The organism is Pseudomonas sp. S2_B10 (assembly GCF_054668425.1).
In genome coordinates this window covers 1,775,424-1,796,364 of sequence record NZ_CP162768.1, presented here as the reverse complement: position 1 = coordinate 1,796,364, position 20,941 = coordinate 1,775,424, and the positions used below count along the sequence as shown (strand labels likewise).

General features: G+C 59.8%; 23 protein-coding genes and 1 tRNA gene. 22 read left to right on the top strand and 2 right to left on the bottom strand.

What is annotated here, in order from left to right:
* Nucleotides 1-115: 115 nt before the first annotated feature.
* Nucleotides 116-200: transfer RNA gene (locus AB4O45_RS07890), tRNA-Leu, on the bottom strand.
* A gap of 108 nt (nucleotides 201-308) precedes the next feature.
* Here AB4O45_RS07890 and queA point away from each other — a divergent pair.
* The 6 genes from queA (at nucleotide 309) to AB4O45_RS07860 (ending at nucleotide 6,413) form a co-directional block, all read left to right on the top strand.
* On the top strand, nucleotides 309-1,373 hold the full coding sequence (queA, locus tag AB4O45_RS07885) for a tRNA preQ1(34) S-adenosylmethionine ribosyltransferase-isomerase QueA (protein WP_460059094.1): 1,065 nt from the start codon (nucleotides 309-311) through the stop codon (nucleotides 1,371-1,373).
* 14 nt (nucleotides 1,374-1,387) lie between these two features.
* The gene (gene tgt, locus AB4O45_RS07880; RefSeq protein WP_160768392.1) at nucleotides 1,388-2,503 is read left to right on the top strand and encodes a tRNA guanosine(34) transglycosylase Tgt; all 1,116 of its coding nucleotides are present in this window, start codon (nucleotides 1,388-1,390) and stop codon (nucleotides 2,501-2,503) included.
* 43 nt (nucleotides 2,504-2,546) lie between these two features.
* Nucleotides 2,547-2,885 (top strand): preprotein translocase subunit YajC, encoded by a 339-nt coding sequence (gene yajC, locus AB4O45_RS07875; protein ID WP_016773317.1) that lies wholly within the window; start codon nucleotides 2,547-2,549, stop codon nucleotides 2,883-2,885.
* A gap of 65 nt (nucleotides 2,886-2,950) precedes the next feature.
* Nucleotides 2,951-4,819: a protein translocase subunit SecD gene (gene secD / locus AB4O45_RS07870; RefSeq protein ID WP_016773318.1), complete on the top strand. Its 1,869-nt coding sequence runs from the start codon at nucleotides 2,951-2,953 to the stop codon at nucleotides 4,817-4,819.
* A 9-nt stretch (nucleotides 4,820-4,828) separates the two neighbouring features.
* Nucleotides 4,829-5,743 (top strand): protein translocase subunit SecF, encoded by a 915-nt coding sequence (secF, locus tag AB4O45_RS07865; RefSeq protein ID WP_041479932.1) that lies wholly within the window; start codon nucleotides 4,829-4,831, stop codon nucleotides 5,741-5,743.
* A 121-nt stretch (nucleotides 5,744-5,864) separates the two neighbouring features.
* On the top strand, nucleotides 5,865-6,413 hold the full coding sequence (locus tag AB4O45_RS07860) for a glycine zipper 2TM domain-containing protein (protein WP_041479931.1): 549 nt from the start codon (nucleotides 5,865-5,867) through the stop codon (nucleotides 6,411-6,413).
* Between the two features lie 242 nt (nucleotides 6,414-6,655).
* Here AB4O45_RS07860 and suhB read toward each other — a convergent pair whose 3' ends face one another.
* Nucleotides 6,656-7,474: a type III secretion system regulator SuhB gene (gene suhB, locus AB4O45_RS07855; RefSeq protein ID WP_016773320.1), complete on the bottom strand. Its 819-nt coding sequence runs from the start codon at nucleotides 7,472-7,474 to the stop codon at nucleotides 6,656-6,658.
* A gap of 145 nt (nucleotides 7,475-7,619) precedes the next feature.
* Here suhB and trmJ point away from each other — a divergent pair, with 145 nt between their 5' ends.
* From trmJ to hisS, 16 genes are all read left to right on the top strand, one after another.
* Nucleotides 7,620-8,390 (top strand): tRNA (cytosine(32)/uridine(32)-2'-O)-methyltransferase TrmJ, encoded by a 771-nt coding sequence (gene trmJ / locus AB4O45_RS07850; protein WP_041479930.1) that lies wholly within the window; start codon nucleotides 7,620-7,622, stop codon nucleotides 8,388-8,390.
* Nucleotides 8,391-8,393: 3 nt separating this feature from the next.
* Nucleotides 8,394-9,170: a serine O-acetyltransferase gene (gene cysE / locus AB4O45_RS07845; RefSeq protein ID WP_024014221.1), complete on the top strand. Its 777-nt coding sequence runs from the start codon at nucleotides 8,394-8,396 to the stop codon at nucleotides 9,168-9,170.
* A gap of 240 nt (nucleotides 9,171-9,410) precedes the next feature.
* Nucleotides 9,411-9,902, top strand: a complete 492-nt coding sequence (gene iscR / locus AB4O45_RS07840) for a Fe-S cluster assembly transcriptional regulator IscR (RefSeq protein ID WP_016773323.1) — start codon at nucleotides 9,411-9,413, stop codon at nucleotides 9,900-9,902.
* Between the two features lie 50 nt (nucleotides 9,903-9,952).
* Nucleotides 9,953-11,167: an IscS subfamily cysteine desulfurase gene (locus AB4O45_RS07835; protein ID WP_039761430.1), complete on the top strand. Its 1,215-nt coding sequence runs from the start codon at nucleotides 9,953-9,955 to the stop codon at nucleotides 11,165-11,167.
* A gap of 100 nt (nucleotides 11,168-11,267) precedes the next feature.
* Nucleotides 11,268-11,654 carry a Fe-S cluster assembly scaffold IscU gene (gene iscU, locus AB4O45_RS07830; RefSeq protein WP_003227907.1) on the top strand — a complete coding sequence of 129 codons (387 nt, stop codon included), beginning with the start codon at nucleotides 11,268-11,270 and terminating at the stop codon, nucleotides 11,652-11,654.
* Nucleotides 11,655-11,688: 34 nt separating this feature from the next.
* Entirely contained in the window at nucleotides 11,689-12,012 is a 324-nt protein-coding gene (iscA, locus tag AB4O45_RS07825) for an iron-sulfur cluster assembly protein IscA (protein WP_003227904.1), read from the top strand.
* Nucleotides 12,013-12,020: 8 nt separating this feature from the next.
* On the top strand, nucleotides 12,021-12,542 hold the full coding sequence (hscB, locus tag AB4O45_RS07820; protein ID WP_460161282.1) for a co-chaperone HscB: 522 nt from the start codon (nucleotides 12,021-12,023) through the stop codon (nucleotides 12,540-12,542).
* A 50-nt stretch (nucleotides 12,543-12,592) separates the two neighbouring features.
* Nucleotides 12,593-14,458: a Fe-S protein assembly chaperone HscA gene (gene hscA, locus AB4O45_RS07815; RefSeq protein WP_039761433.1), complete on the top strand. Its 1,866-nt coding sequence runs from the start codon at nucleotides 12,593-12,595 to the stop codon at nucleotides 14,456-14,458.
* On the top strand, nucleotides 14,458-14,799 hold the full coding sequence (fdx, locus tag AB4O45_RS07810; RefSeq protein WP_016773327.1) for an ISC system 2Fe-2S type ferredoxin: 342 nt from the start codon (nucleotides 14,458-14,460) through the stop codon (nucleotides 14,797-14,799). Before hscA ends, fdx begins: the two co-directional genes overlap by 1 nt.
* Nucleotides 14,800-14,813: 14 nt before the next feature.
* Nucleotides 14,814-15,014 carry a Fe-S cluster assembly protein IscX gene (gene iscX / locus AB4O45_RS07805; RefSeq protein ID WP_122507802.1) on the top strand — a complete coding sequence of 67 codons (201 nt, stop codon included), beginning with the start codon at nucleotides 14,814-14,816 and terminating at the stop codon, nucleotides 15,012-15,014.
* 87 nt (nucleotides 15,015-15,101) lie between these two features.
* Entirely contained in the window at nucleotides 15,102-15,527 is a 426-nt protein-coding gene (gene ndk / locus AB4O45_RS07800) for a nucleoside-diphosphate kinase (protein WP_024014216.1), read from the top strand.
* A 28-nt stretch (nucleotides 15,528-15,555) separates the two neighbouring features.
* Nucleotides 15,556-16,704, top strand: coding sequence for a dual-specificity RNA methyltransferase RlmN (rlmN, locus tag AB4O45_RS07795; RefSeq protein WP_024014215.1), 1,149 nt, complete (start codon nucleotides 15,556-15,558; stop codon nucleotides 16,702-16,704).
* Between the two features lie 12 nt (nucleotides 16,705-16,716).
* Nucleotides 16,717-17,475, top strand: a complete 759-nt coding sequence (gene pilW, locus AB4O45_RS07790) for a type IV pilus biogenesis/stability protein PilW (RefSeq protein ID WP_252876855.1) — start codon at nucleotides 16,717-16,719, stop codon at nucleotides 17,473-17,475.
* Nucleotides 17,475-18,494, top strand: a complete 1,020-nt coding sequence (locus AB4O45_RS07785) for a RodZ domain-containing protein (protein ID WP_460161281.1) — start codon at nucleotides 17,475-17,477, stop codon at nucleotides 18,492-18,494. The genes pilW and AB4O45_RS07785 overlap by 1 nt, the downstream gene beginning before the upstream one ends.
* 3 nt (nucleotides 18,495-18,497) lie before the next feature.
* A complete protein-coding gene (ispG, locus tag AB4O45_RS07780) occupies nucleotides 18,498-19,607 on the top strand; it encodes a flavodoxin-dependent (E)-4-hydroxy-3-methylbut-2-enyl-diphosphate synthase (protein ID WP_016773332.1) in 1,110 nt (369 codons plus the stop codon).
* 22 nt (nucleotides 19,608-19,629) lie between these two features.
* Nucleotides 19,630-20,919 (top strand): histidine--tRNA ligase, encoded by a 1,290-nt coding sequence (gene hisS / locus AB4O45_RS07775; RefSeq protein WP_024014212.1) that lies wholly within the window; start codon nucleotides 19,630-19,632, stop codon nucleotides 20,917-20,919.
* Nucleotides 20,920-20,941 lie beyond the last annotated feature (22 nt).

Below are 20,941 nucleotides of genomic sequence, written 5' to 3'. Positions count from 1 at the left end.
CATTTGGCGACTAAATAAGATGAATCTGCAAGGTGATAGTGCTCGGCATTGCACCAACCACTTTCCACCAGACGAAAAAAAAGGCCCTGCTTTCGCAAGACCTTTTTCTCTGTGTTGGTGCCCCGAGGGAGACTCGAACTCCCACTCCTTTCGAAAACGGATTTTGAATCCGCCGCGTCTACCAATTCCGCCATCAGGGCTCAATGGCGGCGAAGTATAGAGAGGTGATTACCGTTGGTCAATCACGTTTCATGGTCAATTTTTGATATTTCCGCTAGACTTTCCGGCCCTGCTAGACGAACCCCATCATGCGCGTTGCTGACTTTACTTTCGAGCTTCCTGATTCGCTGATCGCCCGCCATCCGTTGGCCGAGCGTCGCGGTAGTCGCCTGCTGACCCTTGATGGGCCGAGCGGCGCCCTGGCACACCGTCAATTCACTGATTTGCTTGAGCATTTGCGCCCGGGCGATTTGATGGTGTTCAACAATACCCGGGTGATTCCGGCGCGGCTGTTCGGGCAGAAAGCGTCCGGCGGCAAGCTGGAAATTCTCATCGAGCGCGTGCTTGATGCGCACCGCGTGCTGGCCCATGTGCGCTCCAGCAAGTCGCCGAAACCGGGTTCGAAGATCCTTATCGACGGCGGTGGCGAAGCCGAGATGCTCGCGCGTCATGATGCGTTGTTCGAGCTGGGTTTTGCCGAGGAAGTCTTGCCGCTGCTCGATCGCGTCGGGCACATGCCGTTGCCTCCTTATATAGACCGCCCGGATGAAGGCTCGGATCGTGAGCGTTATCAGACCGTGTATGCCCAGCGTCTGGGTGCGGTGGCGGCGCCGACGGCGGGGCTGCATTTCGATGAGCCGCTGATGCAGGCGATTGCTGCCAAGGGCGTCGAGACTGCATTCGTGACATTGCACGTCGGCGCGGGGACGTTTCAGCCGGTGCGTGTCGAGAAGATCGAAGATCACCACATGCACAGCGAGTGGCTGGAAGTCGGCCAGGATGTGGTCGATGCGGTCGCTGCGTGCCGTGCGCGGGGCGGTCGGGTGATTGCGGTCGGCACCACCAGCGTGCGTTCGCTGGAAAGCGCGGCGCGCGAGGGTGTGCTCAAGCCGTTCAGTGGCGACACCGACATCTTTATCTATCCGGGCCGGCCGTTTCATGTGGTCGATGCCCTGGTGACCAATTTCCATTTGCCGGAATCCACGCTGTTGATGCTGGTTTCGGCGTTTGCCGGTTATCCCGAAACCATGGCCGCCTACAAGGCCGCCGTGGAAAACGGCTACCGCTTTTTCAGTTACGGGGATGCGATGTTCATCACCCGCAATCCCGCTCCAACTGCCCCTGAACAGACAGGCCCAGAGGAAACAGAATGAGTCGCGAATGTCGAATGTCCTTTGAGCTGCTGGCCACCGATGGCAAGGCTCGTCGTGGTCGCCTGACCTTCCCCCGTGGCACCGTAGAGACCCCGGCGTTCATGCCGGTCGGCACCTATGGCACGGTCAAGGGCATGCTGCCGCGCGACATCGTCGCCACTGGCGCGGAAATCATTCTGGGCAACACTTTTCACCTGTGGCTGCGTCCCGGCACTCAAGTGATCAAGGAGCACGGCGACCTGCACGATTTCATGCAGTGGAAAGGCCCGATCCTCACCGACTCCGGCGGCTTCCAGGTGTTCAGCCTCGGCGCGATGCGCAAGATCAAGGAGGAGGGCGTGACCTTCGCTTCTCCGGTCGACGGCGCCAAAGTGTTCATGGGCCCGGAAGAATCGATGCAGGTGCAGCGCGATCTCGGTTCCGACATTGTGATGATCTTCGACGAATGCACGCCGTATCCGGCTGACGAAGACGTCGCGCGGGTATCGATGGAGCTGTCGTTGCGTTGGGCCCAGCGTTCGAAGAATGCCCACGGTGACAACACCGCAGCGCTGTTCGGCATCGTTCAGGGCGGCATGCATGAAAACCTGCGCATGCGCTCGCTCGAAGGCCTCGACAAGATCGGCTTCGACGGCCTCGCCATCGGCGGTCTGTCGGTGGGCGAACCGAAGCACGAAATGATCAAGGTGCTGGATTATCTGCCGGGCCAGATGCCCGCTGACAAACCTCGTTACCTTATGGGCGTTGGCAAACCGGAAGATCTGGTTGAGGGTGTGCGCCGCGGGGTGGACATGTTCGATTGCGTGATGCCAACCCGTAATGCCCGCAATGGGCATCTGTTCATCGATACCGGTGTGCTGAAGATCCGTAACGCGTTCCATCGCCATGATGAATCGCCGCTGGATCCGACCTGCGATTGCTATACCTGCCAGAACTTCTCGCGCGCTTATCTGCATCACCTGGACAAGTGCGGCGAAATGCTCGGCAGCATGCTCAATACCATCCATAACTTGCGCCATTATCAGGTGCTGATGGCTGGTTTGCGCGAAGCTATTCAACAGGGTACATTGGCCGCCTTTGTCGATGCCTTCTACGCCAAACGCGGACTTCCCGTCCCGCCTTTGGACTGAGTTTTCTGACCCCAAGATTCAACATTTGCAACTGGAGTGCTAAATGAGCTTTTTTATCTCTAACGCCATGGCTGACGCAGCTGCACCGGCTGCTGCAAGCCCAATGGGCGGCGGCTTCGAGTGGATTTTCCTGGTCGGCTTCCTGGTCATCTTCTACCTGATGATCTGGCGTCCACAAGCCAAGCGCGCCAAAGAGCAGAAGAACCTGCTGAGCAGCCTGCAGAAGGGCGACGAAGTCGTGACCACTGGCGGCATCGCCGGCAAGATCACCAAGGTTGCCGATGATTTCGTGGTTCTGGAAGTTTCCGACACCGTGGAAATGAAGTTCCAGAAAGGCGCCATCGCCGCCACGCTGCCAAAAGGCACGCTGAAAGCGATCTAAGAGCAACAACTTCTACTCAATCGACGGGGCGCGCAAGGCGCCCCGCGTTCATAACGGGCGGCGTGATGCTGAACAAATACCCTCTGTGGAAATACATTCTGATCCTGGCGGTGCTGGCGATCGGTCTGATTTATTCCGCTCCCAATCTTTATCCTGATGACCCGGCCATTCAGATCAGCGGCGCCAGCACGGCTCTGCAAGTCAATGACGCCGATCTGGCTCGCGTCAGCACAGCGCTGAAAGAGTCCGGCATCAACGTCAAGGCGGCCACGCTGACGGCTGGCGGCAAGGGCGGTCTGATCCGTCTGAGCAAGGCTGAAGACCAGCTGCCGGCCAAGGATGTTGTGCGCAAGGCATTGGGTGATGACTACGTCGTCGCGCTGAACCTGGCACAGACCACCCCGCAATGGCTGCGCAACCTCGGTGCGCATCCGATGAAGCTGGGTCTGGACTTGTCCGGTGGTGTGCACTTCCTGCTCGAAGTGGACATGGACAAAGCCCTCGATGCGCGCCTGAAAGTCTACGAAGGCGACGTCAAGAGCCTGCTGCGCAAAGAGAAGCTGCGCTATCGCAGCCTGCCGCAACTGGGCGGTGCCATTCAGTTGGGCTTCAGCGATGAAGATTCCCGCGAACAGGCCCGTGCGCTGATCCGCAAGAACTTCAACGATTTCGACATTGTTCCGGCCGACCTCAACGGTCAACCGGTGCTGCGTCTGGCGATGACCCCGGCCAAGCTGGCGGAAATCCGTGAATACTCCATCAAGCAGAACCTGACCACGGTACGTAACCGCGTCAACGAGCTGGGTGTTGCCGAACCGATCGTGCAGCGTCAGGGCGCCAACCGCATCGTGGTTGAGCTGCCGGGCGTGCAGGACACTGCCGAAGCCAAGCGTATTCTCGGCAAGACGGCCAACCTCGAGTTCCGTCTGGCCGCCGAGCCGGGCGCTTCGAAAGCCACTTCCGAGTCGTTCGAATTCCGCGAAGGCAACCGTCCGCCAGCGCAGATCGAGCGTGGCCTGATCATCACCGGTGACCAGGTCACCGACGCCAAGGCCGGTTTCGGCGAGCACGGCACGCCTGAAGTGAACATCCGTCTGGATGGCCACGGTGGCGAGCTGATGAGCCGCGCGACCCGTTCCAACGTCGGTCGCAGCATGGCGGTGATCTTCATCGAACAGCGTCCGGTCACCACTTACACCAAGCAAGTGGTTGATGGTGTCGAGAAAGACGTTGCGGTGCAGACGTTCAAGGAAGAGAAGAAGATCATCAGCCTGGCGACCATTCAGTCGCCGCTGGGTGCGCAATTCCGCATCACTGGCCTGAACGGTCAGGGCGAGTCGTCCGAGCTGGCGCTGCTGCTGCGTGCCGGTGGTCTGGCTGCACCGATGTACTTCGCTGAAGAGCGCACAATCGGTCCGAGCCTGGGTGCTGACAACATCACCAAAGGTATCGATGCTTCCCTGTGGGGCATGCTGTTCGTGTCGCTGTTCATCATCGCCATCTACCGCTTCTTCGGCGTCATCGCCACCGTCGCGCTGGCGGTGAACATGGTGCTGCTGCTGGCATTGATGTCGCTGTTGGGCGCCACGCTGACCCTGCCGGGTATCGCCGGTATCGTCCTGACCATGGGCATGGCGGTCGACGCCAACGTACTGATCTTCTCGCGGATTCGTGAAGAGATCGCCGCCGGCATGACTGTGCAGCGGGCAATCAACGAAGGCTTCGGCCGGGCATTTACTGCGATTCTCGATGCCAACCTGACCACCTTGCTGGTCGGCGGCATTCTCTTCGCCATGGGCACCGGCCCGGTGAAGGGTTTCGCAGTGACCATGTCCCTCGGGATCTTTACCTCGATGTTCACGGCCATCATGGTGACCCGCGCAATGGTCAACCTGATCTTTGGCGGACGTGACTTCAAGAAGTTGTGGATTTAAGGGGCTGCCATGTTACGTACAATCAACTTCATGGGCGTTCGCAACTTCGCGTTCGGCGTCACCGTGTTGCTTACCGTCATTGCCTTGTTCAGCGTCGCCACCAAGGGCATGAACTGGGGTCTGGACTTCACCGGCGGTACGCTCATTGAGCTGACCTACGAGCGTCCGGCCGATGTCACCAAGGTGCGCGAGCAACTGGCGACTTCCGGTTATCACGAAGCTGTGGTGCAGAACTTCGGCGCCACTACTGACTTGCTGGTGCGCATGCCGGGTGAAGACCCGCAGCTGGGCCATCAGGTCGCAGACGCATTGCAGAAAGTCGGCGGCGACAACCCGGCGACGGTCAAGCGAGTCGAGTTCGTCGGCCCGCAGGTTGGTGAAGAACTGCGCGACCAGGGCGGCCTCGGCATGCTGCTGGCGCTCGGCGGCATCCTGATCTACCTGGCGTTCCGCTTTCAGTGGAAGTTTGCGGTCGGCGCCATTGTCTCGCTGATCCACGACGTGATCGTGACCGTGGGTATCCTCTCGTACTTCCAGATCACCTTCGATCTGACGGTGCTGGCGGCGGTGCTGGCGATCATCGGTTACTCACTGAACGACACCATCGTGGTTTTCGACCGGGTACGTGAGAACTTCCGTGTGCTGCGCAAGGCGACGCTGATCGAGAACATCAACATCTCGACCACCCAGACCCTGCTGCGCACCATGGCGACGTCGATCTCCACGCTGCTGGCCATCGCGGCACTGTTGTTCTTCGGCGGCGACAACCTGTTCGGCTTCTCCATCGCGCTGTTCATCGGTGTACTGGCGGGTACCTACTCGTCGATCTACATCGCCAACGTGGTGCTGATCTGGCTGAACCTGACCACCGAGGATCTGATTCCTCCGGCCAACACCGACAAGGAAGTCGACGACCGTCCATAACGGCCAGCGATTTCCCGGCTGTCAGCCAACAAAAGGCGCGAGTTGAACTCGCGCCTTTTTTTGTGCTCCAAGGCTGGGAGAAGCGCGGGCGCGTCCCGCATGTGATGGTCAGGAGGTTCATGTGAACAAGTCGTTGCTGGTTGGTGCGGTATTGGGTGCTGTCGGTGTCACAGCCGGGGGTGCTGTTGCCACCTACAGCCTGGTTAAAAGCGGCCCTGAGTATGCGCAAGTATTAGCCGTTGAGCCGGTCAAGACACAGATCAAGACTCCACGTGAAGTATGCAAGGATGTAACCGTGACCCGGCAGGCGCCGGTCAAGGATCAACACCAGATTCTCGGCACGGCGATCGGTGCCGTAGCCGGTGGTTTGTTGGGTAATCAGGTGGGCGGCGGTACCGGCAAGAAGATTGCCACCGTGGCCGGTGCAGTTGGCGGCGGTTATGCCGGTAACAAGGTGCAGGAAGGTATGCAGAACCGCGACACCTATACCACTACGCAAACTCGCTGCAACACGGTCAATGACATCAGCGACAAGGTCGTCGGCTACGACGTGCGTTACTCGCTCGATGGCAAGGAAGGCAAGGTGCGGATGGATCGCGATCCGGGCAACCAGATTCCGGTCGACAAGGAAGGCAAGCTGATCCTGTCGCAGAATGAGCCGGCTCAGTAAGGATTTACGGTTGTGAAAAGAAGCACCCTGCGGGGTGCTTTTTTTGTACCCGCGATTCAGGGCAGCGCGCGATTCTCACCTGTGGGAGCGAGCCTGCTCGCGAATACGGTCTAACAGTGGATATTTTCTTTGCTGACACGCCCCATTCGCGAGCAGGCTCGCTCCCACAGGGAATTGTGCTGTTTGGAATTGCAGACATAAAAAAAGCACCCCGGAGGGTGCTTTTTGGTTTCGCGGAAAGCTTAGCGCTTCAGCGAGGCCGGCAGGTGCGGCTGGATCGCCGTCAGCACTGCCTTGAAGCATTTGGTGTTGCCGGCAACGATGTGGCCTTTCTCAAGGAAGTCGTGACCACCGGTGAAGTCGCTCACCAGACCGCCGGCTTCTTGAATCAGCAGGGCGCCTGCAGCCATGTCCCACTCGGACAGGCCCGATTCCCAGAACGCATCGAAACGACCGGCAGCTACGTAAGCCAGGTCCAGGCTCGCCGAACCGGCGCGGCGGATGCCGGCAGTCTGGCCAACCAGGGCGCGGAACATGCCCAGGTAGTTGTCGAGGTTGTCCATCTGGTCGTCACGGAACGGGAAGCCAGTGCCGAGCAGGGCGCCGTCGAGGCTGGTACGACCGCTTACGCGCAGACGACGACCGTTCAGTTGAGCGCCGCGACCACGGCTGGCGGTGAATTCTTCCTGGCGAACCGGGTCCAGAACCACTGCGTGCTCCAGGCGGCCACGATATTTGCAGGCAATGCTCACTGCAAAGTGCGGAATGCCACGGAGGAAGTTGGTGGTGCCGTCCAGCGGATCGATGATCCACAGGTACTCTTCGCCTTCGATGCCGGTGCCAGCGTGCAGGCCGGTTTCTTCACCCTGAATCGAGTGATTCGGGTAAGCCTTGCGCAGGGCATCGATGATTTTCTGTTCAGCGGCGCGATCGACCTCGGATACGTAATCCTTGGCGTCTTTTTCGTCGACCTTGATGGTATCCAGGCGCTCGATGGAGCGGAAGATCAGTTCACTGGCGCTGCGGGCGGCGCGCAGCGCGATATTCAGCATGGGCTGCATGGATGTGTCACCTAAGGTTGTTAAAGAAAGCCGCGCATTCTATCAGAACTTTTCTTCAGGTGAAGGACGCTGTTCGCTTTCATAGCTTAACGGTAGGCTGTTCTGTAAGATTTGCCCCCCTTTCCCGTGTCCGAGAGCGCCTCCCTTGCTGCAGAACATTCGTGTCGTCCTGGTCAACACCAGCCACCCCGGCAACATCGGCGGGGCCGCGCGCGCCATGAAAAACATGGGTCTGTCGCGACTGGTGCTGGTCGATCCGCGGGTCTTCCCGCACCACGAGGCCGATGCCCGCGCCTCTGGTGCCGGTGACATCCTTGAAAACGCGCAAGTCGTCGCCACCTTGGAAGATGCTCTGGTCGGCTGCAATCTGGTGCTCGGCACCAGCGCCCGCGACCGGCGTATTCCCTGGCCGCTGCTCGATCCGCGCGAATGCGGCAACAAGGTGGTCGAGGAAGCCGGGCAGGGCGCCGAGATTGCTTTGGTGTTCGGCCGTGAAGATTCCGGCCTGACCAATGAAGAGCTGCAGCGATGTCATTTTCACGTGCACATCCCTTCCGACCCGACGTTCAGTTCGCTGAACCTCGGGGCGGCGGTTCAGGTGTTGAGTTATGAAGTGCGCATGGCCTGGCTGGCCGCACAGGGTCAGCCGAGCAAGGTCGAGAAAGAAGAAGTGGCCTCGGTGAAAAGCGCCGAGCTGGCGACCATGGATGAGCTGGAGCGATTCTATGAGCACCTGGAGCAGACGCTGGTCGCCATCGAATTCCTCGATCCGGAAAAGCCACGGCACTTGATGGCGCGCCTGCGCCGGTTGTACGGACGCAGCTCGGTCAGCCGGGCGGAAATGAATATTTTGCGTGGCATCCTCACGGAAACCCAGAAAGCGGCCCGTGGCGAGCTTCTAAAGCGGAAGGATTGAATGATGTTTGAGCGTTTGCGTGAAGATATCCAGAGCGTATTCCATCGAGACCCGGCGGCGCGTAACGCTTTTGAAGTCCTGACCTGCTACCCCGGCATGCATGCAATCTGGATTCATCGTCTGGCCGGCATGCTCTGGCGCAACGAGCTGAAATGGCTGGCGCGGCTGGTGTCGAACTTTGGTCGCTGGCTGACCGGGATCGAGATTCACCCGGGCGCCAAGGTCGGTCGGCGTTTCTTCATCGACCACGGCATGGGCATCGTCATTGGTGAAACCGCCGAGATCGGCGACGACGTCACCATCTATCAAGGCGTGACCCTCGGCGGCACCAGTTGGAACAAAGGCAAGCGTCACCCGACGCTGGGTGATGGCGTGGTGGTCGGCGCTGGCGCCAAGGTGCTTGGCCCGTTCACGGTGGGTGCCGGCGCCAAAGTCGGTTCCAATGCTGTGGTCACCAAAGAAGTGCCACCGGGCGCCACTGTAGTGGGGATTCCGGGGCGGATCATCGTCAAGACCGATGAAGAGCAGGACGCCAAGCGCAAAGCCATGGCGGAAAAGATCGGTTTCGACGCCTACGGTGTCAGCGAAGACATGCCTGACCCGGTGGCTCGCGCCATCGGCCAGTTGCTCGATCATCTGCAAGCAGTGGACGGGCGCCTGGAAGGCATGTGCGGCGCGCTGAAGGATCTGGGCAGCAATTACTGTGCGAAAGATCTGCCTGAACTGCGTGAAGAAGACTTCGCTTGCGTCAAAGGCAAGGACGAATCGAAAGCCGGCTGAACCGCGGCGCTGCTTTTCGCGAGCAGGCTCGCTCCCACAAGAGCAATGCATTCCAATGTGGGAGCGAGCCTGCTCGCGAAGAACGATCACGCGGTTCCGCTGGCTGTCCGCAGCCCGTCTTTGCTATAGTGCGCGCGCTCTTTTGCGGGTAAACCCGACTAAAGCACTAGGTCTTATAGTTGACTTAAATGCTCGGGAATTGCATACTCCCGCCCATTCCGAACTCCGTGGTAACTGTCCATGCGACTGACTACAAAAGGCCGATACGCCGTGACCGCCATGCTTGACCTGGCGTTGCACGCGCAGCACGGGCCGGTGTCTCTGGCCGATATCTCCGAGCGCCAAGGCATCTCCCTGTCCTACCTCGAGCAGCTGTTTGCCAAGCTGCGCCGCAGCAACCTGGTTTCCAGCGTTCGCGGTCCGGGTGGTGGCTACCAGTTGTCCCGCGACATGCAGGGCATCCAGGTCGCCCAGGTGATCGATGCGGTGAACGAATCGGTCGATGCCACCAAGTGCCAGGGCCAGGGCGATTGCCATTCCGGTGATACCTGCCTGACCCATCATCTGTGGTGCGACTTGAGCCTGCAGATTCACGAATTTCTGAGCGGTATCAGCTTGGCCGACCTTGTCACTCGCCGTGAGGTACAAGAAGTGGCCCAGCGTCAGGACCAGCGCCGATGCAGCAGCAAGGCGCCACGCCTGGACAAGATTGAAGCGTCCGCCGTCGAATGACAGCCGAAGAGCTACCCGCGGCACGCCAGCCCTGATTTAGGAGATAGTCCATGAAATTGCCGATTTACCTTGATTACTCTGCAACCACCCCGGTTGATCCGCGCGTTGCGCAGAAAATGAGTGAATGCCTGCTGGTCGACGGAAACTTCGGTAACCCGGCGTCCCGCTCCCACGTGTTCGGCTGGAAGGCTGAAGAGTCCGTCGAAAACGCTCGTCGTCAGGTGGCCGATCTGGTCAACGCCGACCCGCGTGAAATCGTCTGGACCTCCGGCGCCACCGAATCCGACAACCTGGCGATCAAGGGCGCGGCACATTTCTACGCCTCCAAGGGCAAGCACCTGATCACCAGCAAGATCGAGCACAAGGCAGTCCTCGACACCATGCGCCAGCTGGAGCGTGAAGGCTTCGAAGTGACCTACCTCGAGCCGACCGAAGACGGTCTGATCACCCCGGCAATGATCGATGCTGCACTGCGCGAAGACACCATTCTGGTGTCGGTGATGCACGTCAACAACGAAATCGGCACCATCAACGACATCGCTGCAATCGGCGAGATGCTGCGTGCCAAAGGCGTGCTGTTCCATGTCGACGCGGCTCAGTCCACCGGCAAGGTCGAGATCGACCTGCAGAAGCTGAAAGTCGACATGATGTCGTTCTCCGCCCACAAGACTTATGGCCCTAAAGGCATCGGCGCGCTGTACGTCAGCCGCAAGCCGCGTGTGCGCATCGAAGCGACCATGCACGGCGGCGGTCACGAGCGCGGCATGCGTTCGGGCACTCTGGCGACCCACCAGATCGTCGGCATGGGCGAAGCGTTCCGCGTAGCCAAGGAAGACATGGCTGCCGAAAACGTGCGCATCAAAGCCTTGAGCGATCGCTTCTACCAGCAGGTCGAGCACCTGGAAGAGCTGTACGTCAACGGCAGCCTGACCGCCCGCGTTCCGCACAACCTGAACCTGAGCTTCAACTACGTTGAAGGCGAGTCGCTGATCATGGCACTCAAGGATCTGGCGGTATCGTCCGGTTCGGCCTGCACCTCGGCGTCGCTGGAGCCTTCGTACGTACTGCGCGCCCTGGGCCGCAACGACGAACTGGCACACAGCTCGATCCGCTTTACCTTCGGCCGTTTCACCACCGAAGAAGAAATCGACTACGCCGCGCAGAAAGTCTGCGAGGCCGTTACCAAGCTGCGCGCTTTGTCGCCGCTGTGGGACATGTACAAAGACGGCGTCGATATCTCGAAAATCGAGTGGGCGGCACACTAACTATAGAAGCCGCCGGATACAGATCCTGTAGCGACGCGGCGTTAACGCAGCGCAGTTGCAGGGTCTCAAGAGCGGCCCTGATGAGTGAGGATTGAGAATCATGGCTTACAGCGAAAAGGTCATCGACCACTACGAAAACCCGCGCAACGTCGGCAAGATGAACGCGGAAGATCCTGATGTCGGCACCGGCATGGTCGGCGCTCCGGCGTGCGGCGACGTGATGCGTCTGCAGATCAAGGTCAACGATCAGGGCGTTATCGAAGACGCCAAGTTCAAGACCTACGGTTGCGGTTCGGCAATCGCCTCCAGCTCCCTCGCCACCGAGTGGATGAAGGGCAAGACCCTGGACGAAGCCGAAACCATCAAGAACACTCAGCTGGCCGAAGAACTGGCTTTGCCGCCAGTGAAAATCCACTGCTCCGTGCTCGCAGAAGACGCTATCAAAGCGGCTGTCCGCGATTACAAGCAGAAGAAAGGCTTGATCTGAATTTCAAGATTCGGCGACGAGTAAGGAGTCAACGATGGCTATCAGCATGACAGAAGCGGCTGCTCGACACGTGCGGCGCTCCCTCGATGGGCGCGGCAAAGGTGAAGGGATTCGTCTGGGTGTTCGCACCACAGGCTGTTCCGGCCTTGCCTACGTGCTGGAGTTTGTCGACGAGGTAGTGGCGGAGGATCAGGTGTTCGAGAGTCACGGCGAAAAAGTGATCATCGACCCGAAAAGCCTGGCCTACCTGGACGGCACCGAGCTCGACTTCGTCAAGGAAGGGTTGAACGAAGGCTTCAAGTTCAACAACCCCAACGTGCGCGGTGAATGTGGCTGCGGCGAAAGCTTCAACATCTGAGGCTGGTCGTGGGTATTCCTTGTCATTTCGCTTTATTCGAGCTGCAACCGAGCTTTCGCCTGGACCTCGAGCAGTTGGCCACGCGCTACCGTGAGTTGGCGCGCGGCGTCCATCCTGACCGCTTTGCCGACGCTTCCGAGCGCGAGCAGCGCTCGGCACTCGAGCAATCGGCGCGGCTCAACGACGCCTACCAGACGCTCAAAAGCCCGGCCCAGCGCGCACGCTACCTGCTGAAAATCAGCGGGTATGAAGTGCCGATGGAAGTCACCGTCCACGATCCCGAGTTTCTTCTGCAGCAGATGCAATGGCGCGAAGAGCTCGAAGATCTGCAGGACAGCGCCGACCTCGACGGTGTCGCGGTATTCAAGCGTCGTTTGAAGGCGGCTCAGGAACAGCTCAACGAAAGCTTCGCAGCCTGTTGGGATGATGCAGCGCAACGTGAACAGGCCGAACGCCTGATGCGGCGCATGCAGTTCCTCGACAAGCTCACCTACGAAGTGCGCCAGCTGGAAGAGCGCCTCGACGATTAACCCAGTGCTGCCCTGATTGCACGCTGACAGACAGACAAGACCTGATCACCATGGCTCTACTGCAGATCGCCGAACCCGGCCAAAGTCCTCAACCGCACCAGCGCCGTCTGGCTGTGGGCATCGACTTGGGTACTACCAATTCGCTGGTCGCTGCGCTGCGCAGTGGTCTTTCCGAACCGCTGGCCGACGCCAACGGGCAGGTCATCCTGCCGTCCGCCGTGCGTTATCACGCCGACCGCGTCGAAGTCGGTGAGTCCGCCAAGCTGGCGGCATCCTCCGATCCTCTTAACACCGTGCTCTCGGTCAAGCGCTTGATGGGTCGTGGTCTGTCCGACGTCAAGCAATTGGGCGAGCAACTGCCGTACCGCTTTGTCGGCGGCGAATCGCACATGCCGTTCATCGACACCGTGCAAGGCCCGAAAAGCCCGGTTGAAGTCTCCGCGGATATCCTCAAGGTCCTGCGTCAGCGCGCTGAAGCGACCTTGGGTGGCGAACTGGTTGGCGCGGTAATCACCGTTCCTGCCTACTTCGACGATGCGCAGCGTCAGGCCACCAAAGATGCGGCCAAACTCGCCGGTCTGAACGTGTTGCGTCTGCTCAATGAGCCGACCGCTGCTGCTGTGGCGTATGGTCTGGATCAACATGCTGAAGGCCTGGTTGCAATTTATGACCTTGGCGGCGGTACCTTCGATATTTCGATTCTGCGTCTGACTGGCGGCGTCTTTGAAGTTCTGGCCACTGGCGGCGACAGCGCGCTGGGCGGCGATGACTTCGATCATGCGATTGCCGGCTGGATCATTGAGAGCGCTGGCCTGTCCGCCGATCTCGATCCGGGCGCACAACGCAATCTGCTGCAAACCGCCTGCGCGGCCAAAGAAGCCCTGACCGATGCGGCCAGTGTGGAAGTGGCTTACGGCGACTGGAAAGCACAGCTGACCCGCGAAGCCTTCGATGCGCTGATCGAACCGATGGTCGCGCGCAGCCTGAAAGCCTGCCGCCGCGCCGTTCGCGATTCCGGTATCGAACTGGAAGACGTCCACGCCGTGGTCATGGTCGGCGGTTCGACCCGCGTGCCGCGCGTGCGTGAAGCCGTTGCCGAAGCCTTCGGTCGTCAGCCATTGACGGAAATCGACCCGGATCAAGTGGTGGCCATTGGGGCCGCGATCCAGGCCGACACCCTGGCTGGCAACAAGCGCGATGGCGGCGAACTGCTGCTGCTCGACGTGATTCCGCTGTCCCTGGGGCTGGAAACCATGGGCGGTCTGATGGAGAAGGTGATTCCGCGCAACACCACCATCCCCGTCGCGCGCGCTCAGGATTTCACCACGTATAAAGACGGCCAGTCGGCCATGGCGATCCACGTCTTGCAGGGCGAGCGCGAGCTGATCAGCGATTGCCGCTCTCTGGCACGGTTCGAATTGCGCGGCATTCCGGCGATGGTGGCCGGTGCGGCGAAAATTCGCGTGACCTTCCAGGTCGACGCCGACGGTCTGCTCAGCGTGTCTGCCCGTGAATTGGGCTCGGGCGTTGAGGCGAGCATTCAGGTCAAACCTTCCTATGGTCTGACCGATGGCGAAATCGCCAAGATGCTCAAGGATTCGTTCCAGCACGCCAATGACGACAAGGTCGCCCGTGTTCTGCGTGAGCAGCAAGTCGATGCCCAGCGCCTGCTCGAAGCGGTGCAGGGCGCGCTGGAGGCCGATGGCGAGCGTCTGCTCGACGCCGAAGAGCGCATGGTCATCGAACTGCAAATGCAGGAACTGGCCGAACTGATGAAAGGTACCGATGGCTACGCCATCGAGCAGCAGACCAAGCGTCTGTCGCAAGTGACCGATGCTTTTGCTGCCCGCCGCATGGATCTGACGGTGAAAGCCGCTCTGTCGGGGCGCAACCTGAATGAAATCGAGGATATCTGATGCCGCAGGTCATTTTTCTGCCCCACGAGAAGTTCTGCCCTGAAGGCATGGTGGTCGAGGCTGCGCCCGGCACATCGATTCTCGAACTGGCCCACGAACACCATATCGAGATGGAAAGCGCGTGCGGCGGCGTCTGCGCCTGCACCACGTGCCATTGCATCATCCGCGAGGGTTTCGACTCGCTGGAAGAGGCCGACGAGCTGGAAGAAGACTTCCTCGACCGTGCCTGGGGCCTTGAGGCGCAATCGCGTCTGGCTTGCCAGGCCATCGTCGGTGAGGAAGACCTCACCGTCGAGATTCCGAAATATTCGCTTAACCATGCGGCCGAAGCGCCGCACTGACTGGTAAGACTGTCATGAGCTACGGTTGGAATGATGTTCAACGCATTGCAGAAGAGCTGGCCGAGGCCCACCCGGGTACCGATCCGTATTCTGTTGGTTTCGTCAAACTGCAGCAGATGATCAAGTCACTCCCCGATTTTGACGACACCTCTGGTCGCGTTGGCGAGAAGGTGTTGGAAGCGGTCCAGACCCTTTGGGCCGCGGAATTGGACTGATCGTCTCGCAGGTTAGGCAATACCCAAGAACCCGCGTATAATTCGCGGGTTTAATTTTTCGCAAATTACCGTTTCTGGAGTTACACCATGGCTGTTCAACGTACTTTCTCCATCATCAAGCCTGACGCCGTTGCTAAAAACGTGATCGGCAAGATCACCACTCGCTTCGAAGACGCTGGCCTGCGCGTTGTAGCTTCGAAACTGAAGCAACTGTCCAAAGCCGAAGCCGAAGGCTTCTACGCTGAGCACAGCGAGCGCGGTTTCTTCGGTGACCTGGTTGCTTTCATGACTTCCGGTCCGGTTGTCGTTCAGGTTCTGGAAGGCGAAAACGCTATCGCTCGCAACCGTGAGCTGATGGGCGCTACCAACCCTAAAGAAGCTGCTGCCGGCACCATCCGTGCTGACTTCGCTGAATCGATCGACGCCAACGCCGTTCACGGTTCGGACTCCGAAGCTGCTGCCGCTCGCGAAATCGCTTACTTCTTCGCAGCTACTGAAGTAACCACTCGCTAAGCATTGCTTGCAGAGTGAAGGTGAATCCATGACTACATCGACTGTTAAAACAAACCTGCTGGGTCTGACCCAGCCGGAAATGGAAAAATTCTTCGACTCAATCGGGGAGAAGCGTTTCCGTGCCGGTCAGGTAATGAAATGGATTCACCACTTTGGCGTCGATGATTTCGACGCCATGACGAACGTCAGCAAAGCCTTGCGCGACAAGCTCAAGGCCATTGCTGAAGTGCGTGGTCCGGAAGTGGTCAGCGAGGACATCTCCAGCGACGGCACCCGTAAATGGGTGGTGCGCGTGGCGTCCGGCAGCTGCGTCGAGACCGTGTACATTCCCCAGGGCAAACGCGGCACCTTGTGCGTTTCGTCCCAGGCAGGCTGTGCCCTGGATTGCAGTTTCTGCTCCACCGGCAAGCAAGGCTTCAACAGCAACCTCACCGCCGCCGAAGTCATCGGTCAGGTGTGGATTGCCAACAAATCTTTCGGCAGCGTCCCGGCCACCGTCGACCGCGCCATCACCAACGTGGTGATGATGGGCATGGGCGAGCCGTTGCTGAACTTCGACAACGTCGTCGCCGCCATGCATCTGATGATGGATGACCTCGGCTACGGGATCTCCAAGCGCCGCGTGACCCTGTCCACCTCGGGTGTGGTGCCGATGATCGATGAGCTGGCCAAGCACATCGACGTATCCCTGGCGTTGTCCCTGCATGCACCGAATGACGCATTGCGTAACCAATTGGTGCCGATCAACAAGAAATATCCGCTTAAGATGCTGCTCGAGTCGTGCCAGCGCTACATGTCCGCCCTTGGCGAGAAACGTGTGCTGACCATCGAGTACACCTTGCTCAAGGACGTCAACGACAAGCTTGAGCACGCAGTGGAAATGATCGAGCTGCTTAAAGACATCCCGTGCAAGATCAACCTGATCCCATTCAACCCGTTCCCGCACTCCGGGTACGAGCGGCCGAGCAACAATGCCATCCGCCGCTTCCAGGATCAGTTGCATCAGGCCGGTTTCAACGTCACCGTGCGCACCACCCGTGGTGAAGACATCGACGCCGCATGTGGTCAATTGGTAGGGCAGGTGCTGGATCGCACCCGTCGCAGCGAACGTTACATCGCCGTGCGCGAGTTGAGCGCCGACAGCGATCTGGCACAGAACGCCGCGAACACTAACTAAGAGAGGATCTCTATGTCCCTGCGCTTTGCGCTGCTGTTGCTGTTGGCCAGCCTGTGCGCTGGCTGTGTCCTGTCGGGTGACTACAATCCGATGAAGACCAGCAAGGGCCGCGATGAAGCGCGGGCTGCCTACGTGCAGCTGGGGCTGGGCTATCTGCAGCAAGGCATGACCGAGCGCGCCAAGGTGCCATTGAAGAAAGCGCTGGAGCTGGACAGTTCCGACCCCGACGCCAATGCGGCCCTCGGTCTGGTGTTCCAAGCTGAAATGGAACCGGCACTTGCCGACGAGCACTTTCGCAAGGCCCTGTCCTCACGTCCCGCCGATGCGCGCATCCTCAACAACTACGGCAGTTTTCTCTACGAAGAACAGCGCTACAAGGAAGCCTACGAGCGTTTTGAACAAGCGGCCGCCGATACCCTGTATCCTGAGCGCTCGCGGGTCTTCGAAAATCTCGGCATGACCGCCGCCAAGCTCGGCCAGCGTGATCTGGCCCAGCAACAGCTGGAAAAAGCCCTGCGCCTGAATCGCCAACAACCGCGCGCATTGCTGGAAATGGCTGAGTTGTCCTTCGAAGACAGGCATTATGTGCCCGCGCGTGACTATTACGACCGTTTCAGCCAGCTCACCGAACAAAATGCACGTAGTCTATTGCTCGGCGTTCGGCTGGCAAAAGTGTTTGAAGATCGCGACAAGGCAGCCAGTTACGGTCTGCAATTAAAACGACTCTATCCCGGTACGCCGGAATATCAGCAATACCTGTCGGAGCAATGATGAAAGCGGCGCATCCCGAAGTTGTAGCAGCGAATCGCGTAAATCCCGGTGAGACCCTGCGCCAGGCCCGCGAAAGCAATGGCTGGTCGCTGGCCGAAGTGGCCCTCAAGCTCAACCTCACCGTGACGTCCCTGAGCAATCTTGAAGCCGGCGCTTTCGACAAGCTGCCGGGGCATACCTTCGCTCGCGGTTACATTCGCGCCTATGCCAAATTGCTCGGCATGGACCAGACCGTTCTGGTTCAGCAATTCGACCAGTCCACCGGTACCGATTCCCAGGGCAGCAACGTTCATGCCCTCGGTCGTATCGAAGAGCCGGTGCGCGTTTCCCACACCATTTTGCGTATCGTCAGCCTGTTGCTGCTGATCGCGGTCATCGGCGGCGGTTTCGTCTGGTGGCAGGATCAGACCTCGCAGCGCACCCGCGATCTGACCAGCCTGGCGCCGGAACACGTCGAAGTCGAAGGCGCGGACGGCACCACGCAGATCCACCCGATCGACGAGCCGGAAGATCAGGCTGTCGCCGAAAATCAGGCCGACAGTTCGACAACGCTGGCCTTGCCGCAGTCGGAAACCAGTGCTGAATCCACCGGTGCCGAGTCCGCAGCGCCAGCAACCGAGCCGGCTGCCCCGGCAGTTGCGCCAAGCGCTCCGGCACAGACGCCTGCACCAGTGGTGGCGGCTCCGGCCACTCCAGCGCCGAGTGTCCCAGCGACACCTGTCCCGACCGCGCCGGTTGCTCAAGCGCCAAGCGCTGAAGCAGCTGCGCCGGTTGCCGACGAAGGCCAGGTGCAATTGCAGTTCACCGGCGATTGCTGGGCACAGGTGACCGATGGCCGTGGCAAAGTGATTTTCAGCGGCCTGAAGCATAAAGGCGACAGCGTGAGTGTTTCCGGCAAGCCGCCGCTCGCCGTACGTCTGGGCGTTGCCCGCGCGGCACAGGTCAGCTACAACGGCCAACCGGTCGATATCGCTCCGTTCACCAGTGGCGAGACTGCTCGCCTGAAGTTGGGTCAATAAGTCATGCACGGCGAATCTCCAATCAAACGTCGCGAATCGCGCAAGATCTGGGTCGGCAACGTACCGGTGGGCGGCGACGCGCCGATCGCTGTGCAGAGCATGACCAACAGCGACACCAATGACGTCGCCGCGACCGTGGCGCAGATCAATCGTCTGGAAGCCGCCGGCGTCGACATCGTTCGCGTCTCGGTGCCGGACATGGACGCCGCCGAGGCGTTCGGCAAGATCAAGCAACTGGTCAAAGTGCCGTTGGTGGCTGACATCCACTTCGACTACAAAATCGCCTTGCGCGTGGCCGAACTGGGTGTGGACTGTCTGCGCATCAATCCGGGCAACATCGGTCGCGAAGACCGCGTGCGTGCCGTGGTCGATGCGGCGCGTGATCGCGGCATTCCGATCCGCATCGGCGTCAACGCCGGTTCGCTGGAAAAAGACCTGCAAAAGAAATACGGCGAGCCGACCCCGGCGGCGCTGGTTGAATCCGCGCTGCGCCACGTTGAACACCTCGAACGCCTGAATTTCCAGGACTTCAAGGTCAGCGTGAAGGCCTCCGATGTGTTCATGGCCGTCGAAGCCTACCGCCTGCTGGCGAAAGAAATCGTCCAGCCGCTGCACCTCGGCATCACTGAAGCTGGCGGTTTGCGCTCGGGCACGGTGAAATCCGCCGTGGGCCTAGGTATGCTGCTCGCCGAAGGGATTGGCGATACTATCCGCATCTCGCTGGCGGCCGACCCGGTCGAGGAAGTGAAGGTCGGTTACGACATTCTCAAGTCTTTGCATCTGCGTTCCCGTGGCATCAACTTCATCGCCTGCCCGAGCTGCTCGCGGCAGAACTTCGATGTGGTCAAGACCATGAACGAGCTGGAAGGGCGCCTTGAAGACCTGCTGGTGCCGCTGGATGTCGCGGTCATCGGTTGCGTGGTCAACGGCCCCGGCGAAGCCAAGGAAGCCCATATCGGCTTGACCGGCGGCACGCCAAACCTGATTTACATCGACGGCAAGCCGTCGCAGAAGCTGACGAATGACAATCTGGTGGACGAGCTGGAAAAGCTGATCCGCCAGAAAGCGGCCGAAAAGGTCGAAGCTGACGCTGCCGTTATCGCGCGCGGCTGATCGAACGAATTAAGGAAATTTTGTGAGCAAGTCTCTGCAAGCCATTCGTGGCATGAACGACATCCTGCCCGAACAGACCCCGCTGTGGCGTTATTTCGAAGGCACTGTGGCGCGTCTGCTGGATAACTACGGTTACAAGCAGATCCGCATGCCGATCGTCGAGTTCACCGAGCTGTTCAAGCGCTCGATCGGCGAAGTCACCGATATCGTCGAAAAAGAGATGTACACCTTCGAAGACCGCAACGGTGATTCCCTGACCCTGCGTCCGGAAGGTACTGCTGCGTGCGTGCGTGCCGTGCTTGAGCACGGCATCACCGGCGGTGGTCAGGTGCAGAAACTCTGGTACATCGGCCCGATGTTCCGCCACGAGCGTCCGCAAAAAGGCCGTTATCGCCAGTTCCACCAGATCGGTCTGGAAGTGTTCAACCTCGACGGTCCGGACATCGACGCCGAACTGATCATCATGACCTGGCGCCTGTGGGGCGAGCTGGGCATTCGTGATGCGGTCAAGCTCGAACTCAACAGCCTTGGCACCAGCGAATCCCGTGGTCGCTATCGTGAAGCGCTGGTCGAGTACCTCTCGGCGCACCACGACAAGCTCGATGAAGACAGCCAGCGTCGTCTGAAAACCAACCCGCTGCGCGTGCTCGACACGAAAAATGCCGACACTCAAGCGGTGTTGGTTGATGCGCCGAAAATGGCCGACTACCTCGACGACGAGTCCCGCGCTCACTTCGAAGGCCTGAAGGCGCGTCTGGATGCCGTCGGCATTCCTTACGTGCTCAACCCGAAACTGGTGCGTGGCCTCGATTACTACAGCAAAACCGTTTTCGAATGGGTCACCGACAAGCTCGGCGCCCAGGGCACCGTGTGCGCGGGCGGCCGTTACGACGGTCTGGTCGAGCAGATGGGCGGCAAGCCAACCCCGGGCGTCGGTTTCGCCATGGGCATCGAGCGTCTGGTGTTGATGCTCGAAACCCTTGAGCAGATTCCGCAGGAAATTTCCCGTCAGGTCGACGTCTACCTCTGCGCCTTCGGTGAAGAGGCCGAGCTGGCCGGTCTGGCCCTGGCCGAACGGGTTCGCGATGAACTTCCAAACCTGCGCCTGCAAGTCAATGCCGGCGCCGGCAGCTTCAAAAGCCAGTTCAAGAAGGCCGACAAGAGCGGTGCGCTGTACGCATTGATCCTCGGTGACGACGAAATGGCCCAGCAAGTGGTAGGTTTCAAACCCCTGCGTGGCCAGGGCGAACAACAAAGCATTGCCTGGGATGCGCTTGCCGCTCACCTGGCCACCTGCGTCGTGCAGGGTTGAAGCTGTCTTAACAGCCGATTTA

Excerpts from the sequence above, each read along its gene's own strand:
- queA (WP_460059094.1), top strand. The coding sequence starts at position 309 with ATGCGCGTTGCTGACTTTACTTTCGAGCTTCCTGATTCGCTGATCGCC.
- tgt (WP_160768392.1), top strand. The coding sequence starts at position 1,388 with ATGTCCTTTGAGCTGCTGGCCACCGATGGCAAGGCTCGTCGTGGTCGC.
- yajC (WP_016773317.1), top strand. The coding sequence starts at position 2,547 with ATGAGCTTTTTTATCTCTAACGCCATGGCTGACGCAGCTGCACCGGCT.
- secD (WP_016773318.1), top strand. The coding sequence starts at position 2,951 with ATGCTGAACAAATACCCTCTGTGGAAATACATTCTGATCCTGGCGGTG.
- secF (WP_041479932.1), top strand. The coding sequence starts at position 4,829 with ATGTTACGTACAATCAACTTCATGGGCGTTCGCAACTTCGCGTTCGGC.
- suhB (WP_016773320.1), bottom strand. The coding sequence starts at position 7,474 with ATGCAGCCCATGCTGAATATCGCGCTGCGCGCCGCCCGCAGCGCCAGT.
- cysE (WP_024014221.1), top strand. The coding sequence starts at position 8,394 with ATGTTTGAGCGTTTGCGTGAAGATATCCAGAGCGTATTCCATCGAGAC.
- iscR (WP_016773323.1), top strand. The coding sequence starts at position 9,411 with ATGCGACTGACTACAAAAGGCCGATACGCCGTGACCGCCATGCTTGAC.
- AB4O45_RS07835 (WP_039761430.1), top strand. The coding sequence starts at position 9,953 with ATGAAATTGCCGATTTACCTTGATTACTCTGCAACCACCCCGGTTGAT.
- iscU (WP_003227907.1), top strand. The coding sequence starts at position 11,268 with ATGGCTTACAGCGAAAAGGTCATCGACCACTACGAAAACCCGCGCAAC.
- iscA (WP_003227904.1), top strand. The coding sequence starts at position 11,689 with ATGGCTATCAGCATGACAGAAGCGGCTGCTCGACACGTGCGGCGCTCC.
- hscA (WP_039761433.1), top strand. The coding sequence starts at position 12,593 with ATGGCTCTACTGCAGATCGCCGAACCCGGCCAAAGTCCTCAACCGCAC.
- fdx (WP_016773327.1), top strand. The coding sequence starts at position 14,458 with ATGCCGCAGGTCATTTTTCTGCCCCACGAGAAGTTCTGCCCTGAAGGC.
- iscX (WP_122507802.1), top strand. The coding sequence starts at position 14,814 with ATGAGCTACGGTTGGAATGATGTTCAACGCATTGCAGAAGAGCTGGCC.
- ndk (WP_024014216.1), top strand. The coding sequence starts at position 15,102 with ATGGCTGTTCAACGTACTTTCTCCATCATCAAGCCTGACGCCGTTGCT.
- rlmN (WP_024014215.1), top strand. The coding sequence starts at position 15,556 with ATGACTACATCGACTGTTAAAACAAACCTGCTGGGTCTGACCCAGCCG.
- pilW (WP_252876855.1), top strand. The coding sequence starts at position 16,717 with ATGTCCCTGCGCTTTGCGCTGCTGTTGCTGTTGGCCAGCCTGTGCGCT.
- AB4O45_RS07785 (WP_460161281.1), top strand. The coding sequence starts at position 17,475 with ATGAAAGCGGCGCATCCCGAAGTTGTAGCAGCGAATCGCGTAAATCCC.
- ispG (WP_016773332.1), top strand. The coding sequence starts at position 18,498 with ATGCACGGCGAATCTCCAATCAAACGTCGCGAATCGCGCAAGATCTGG.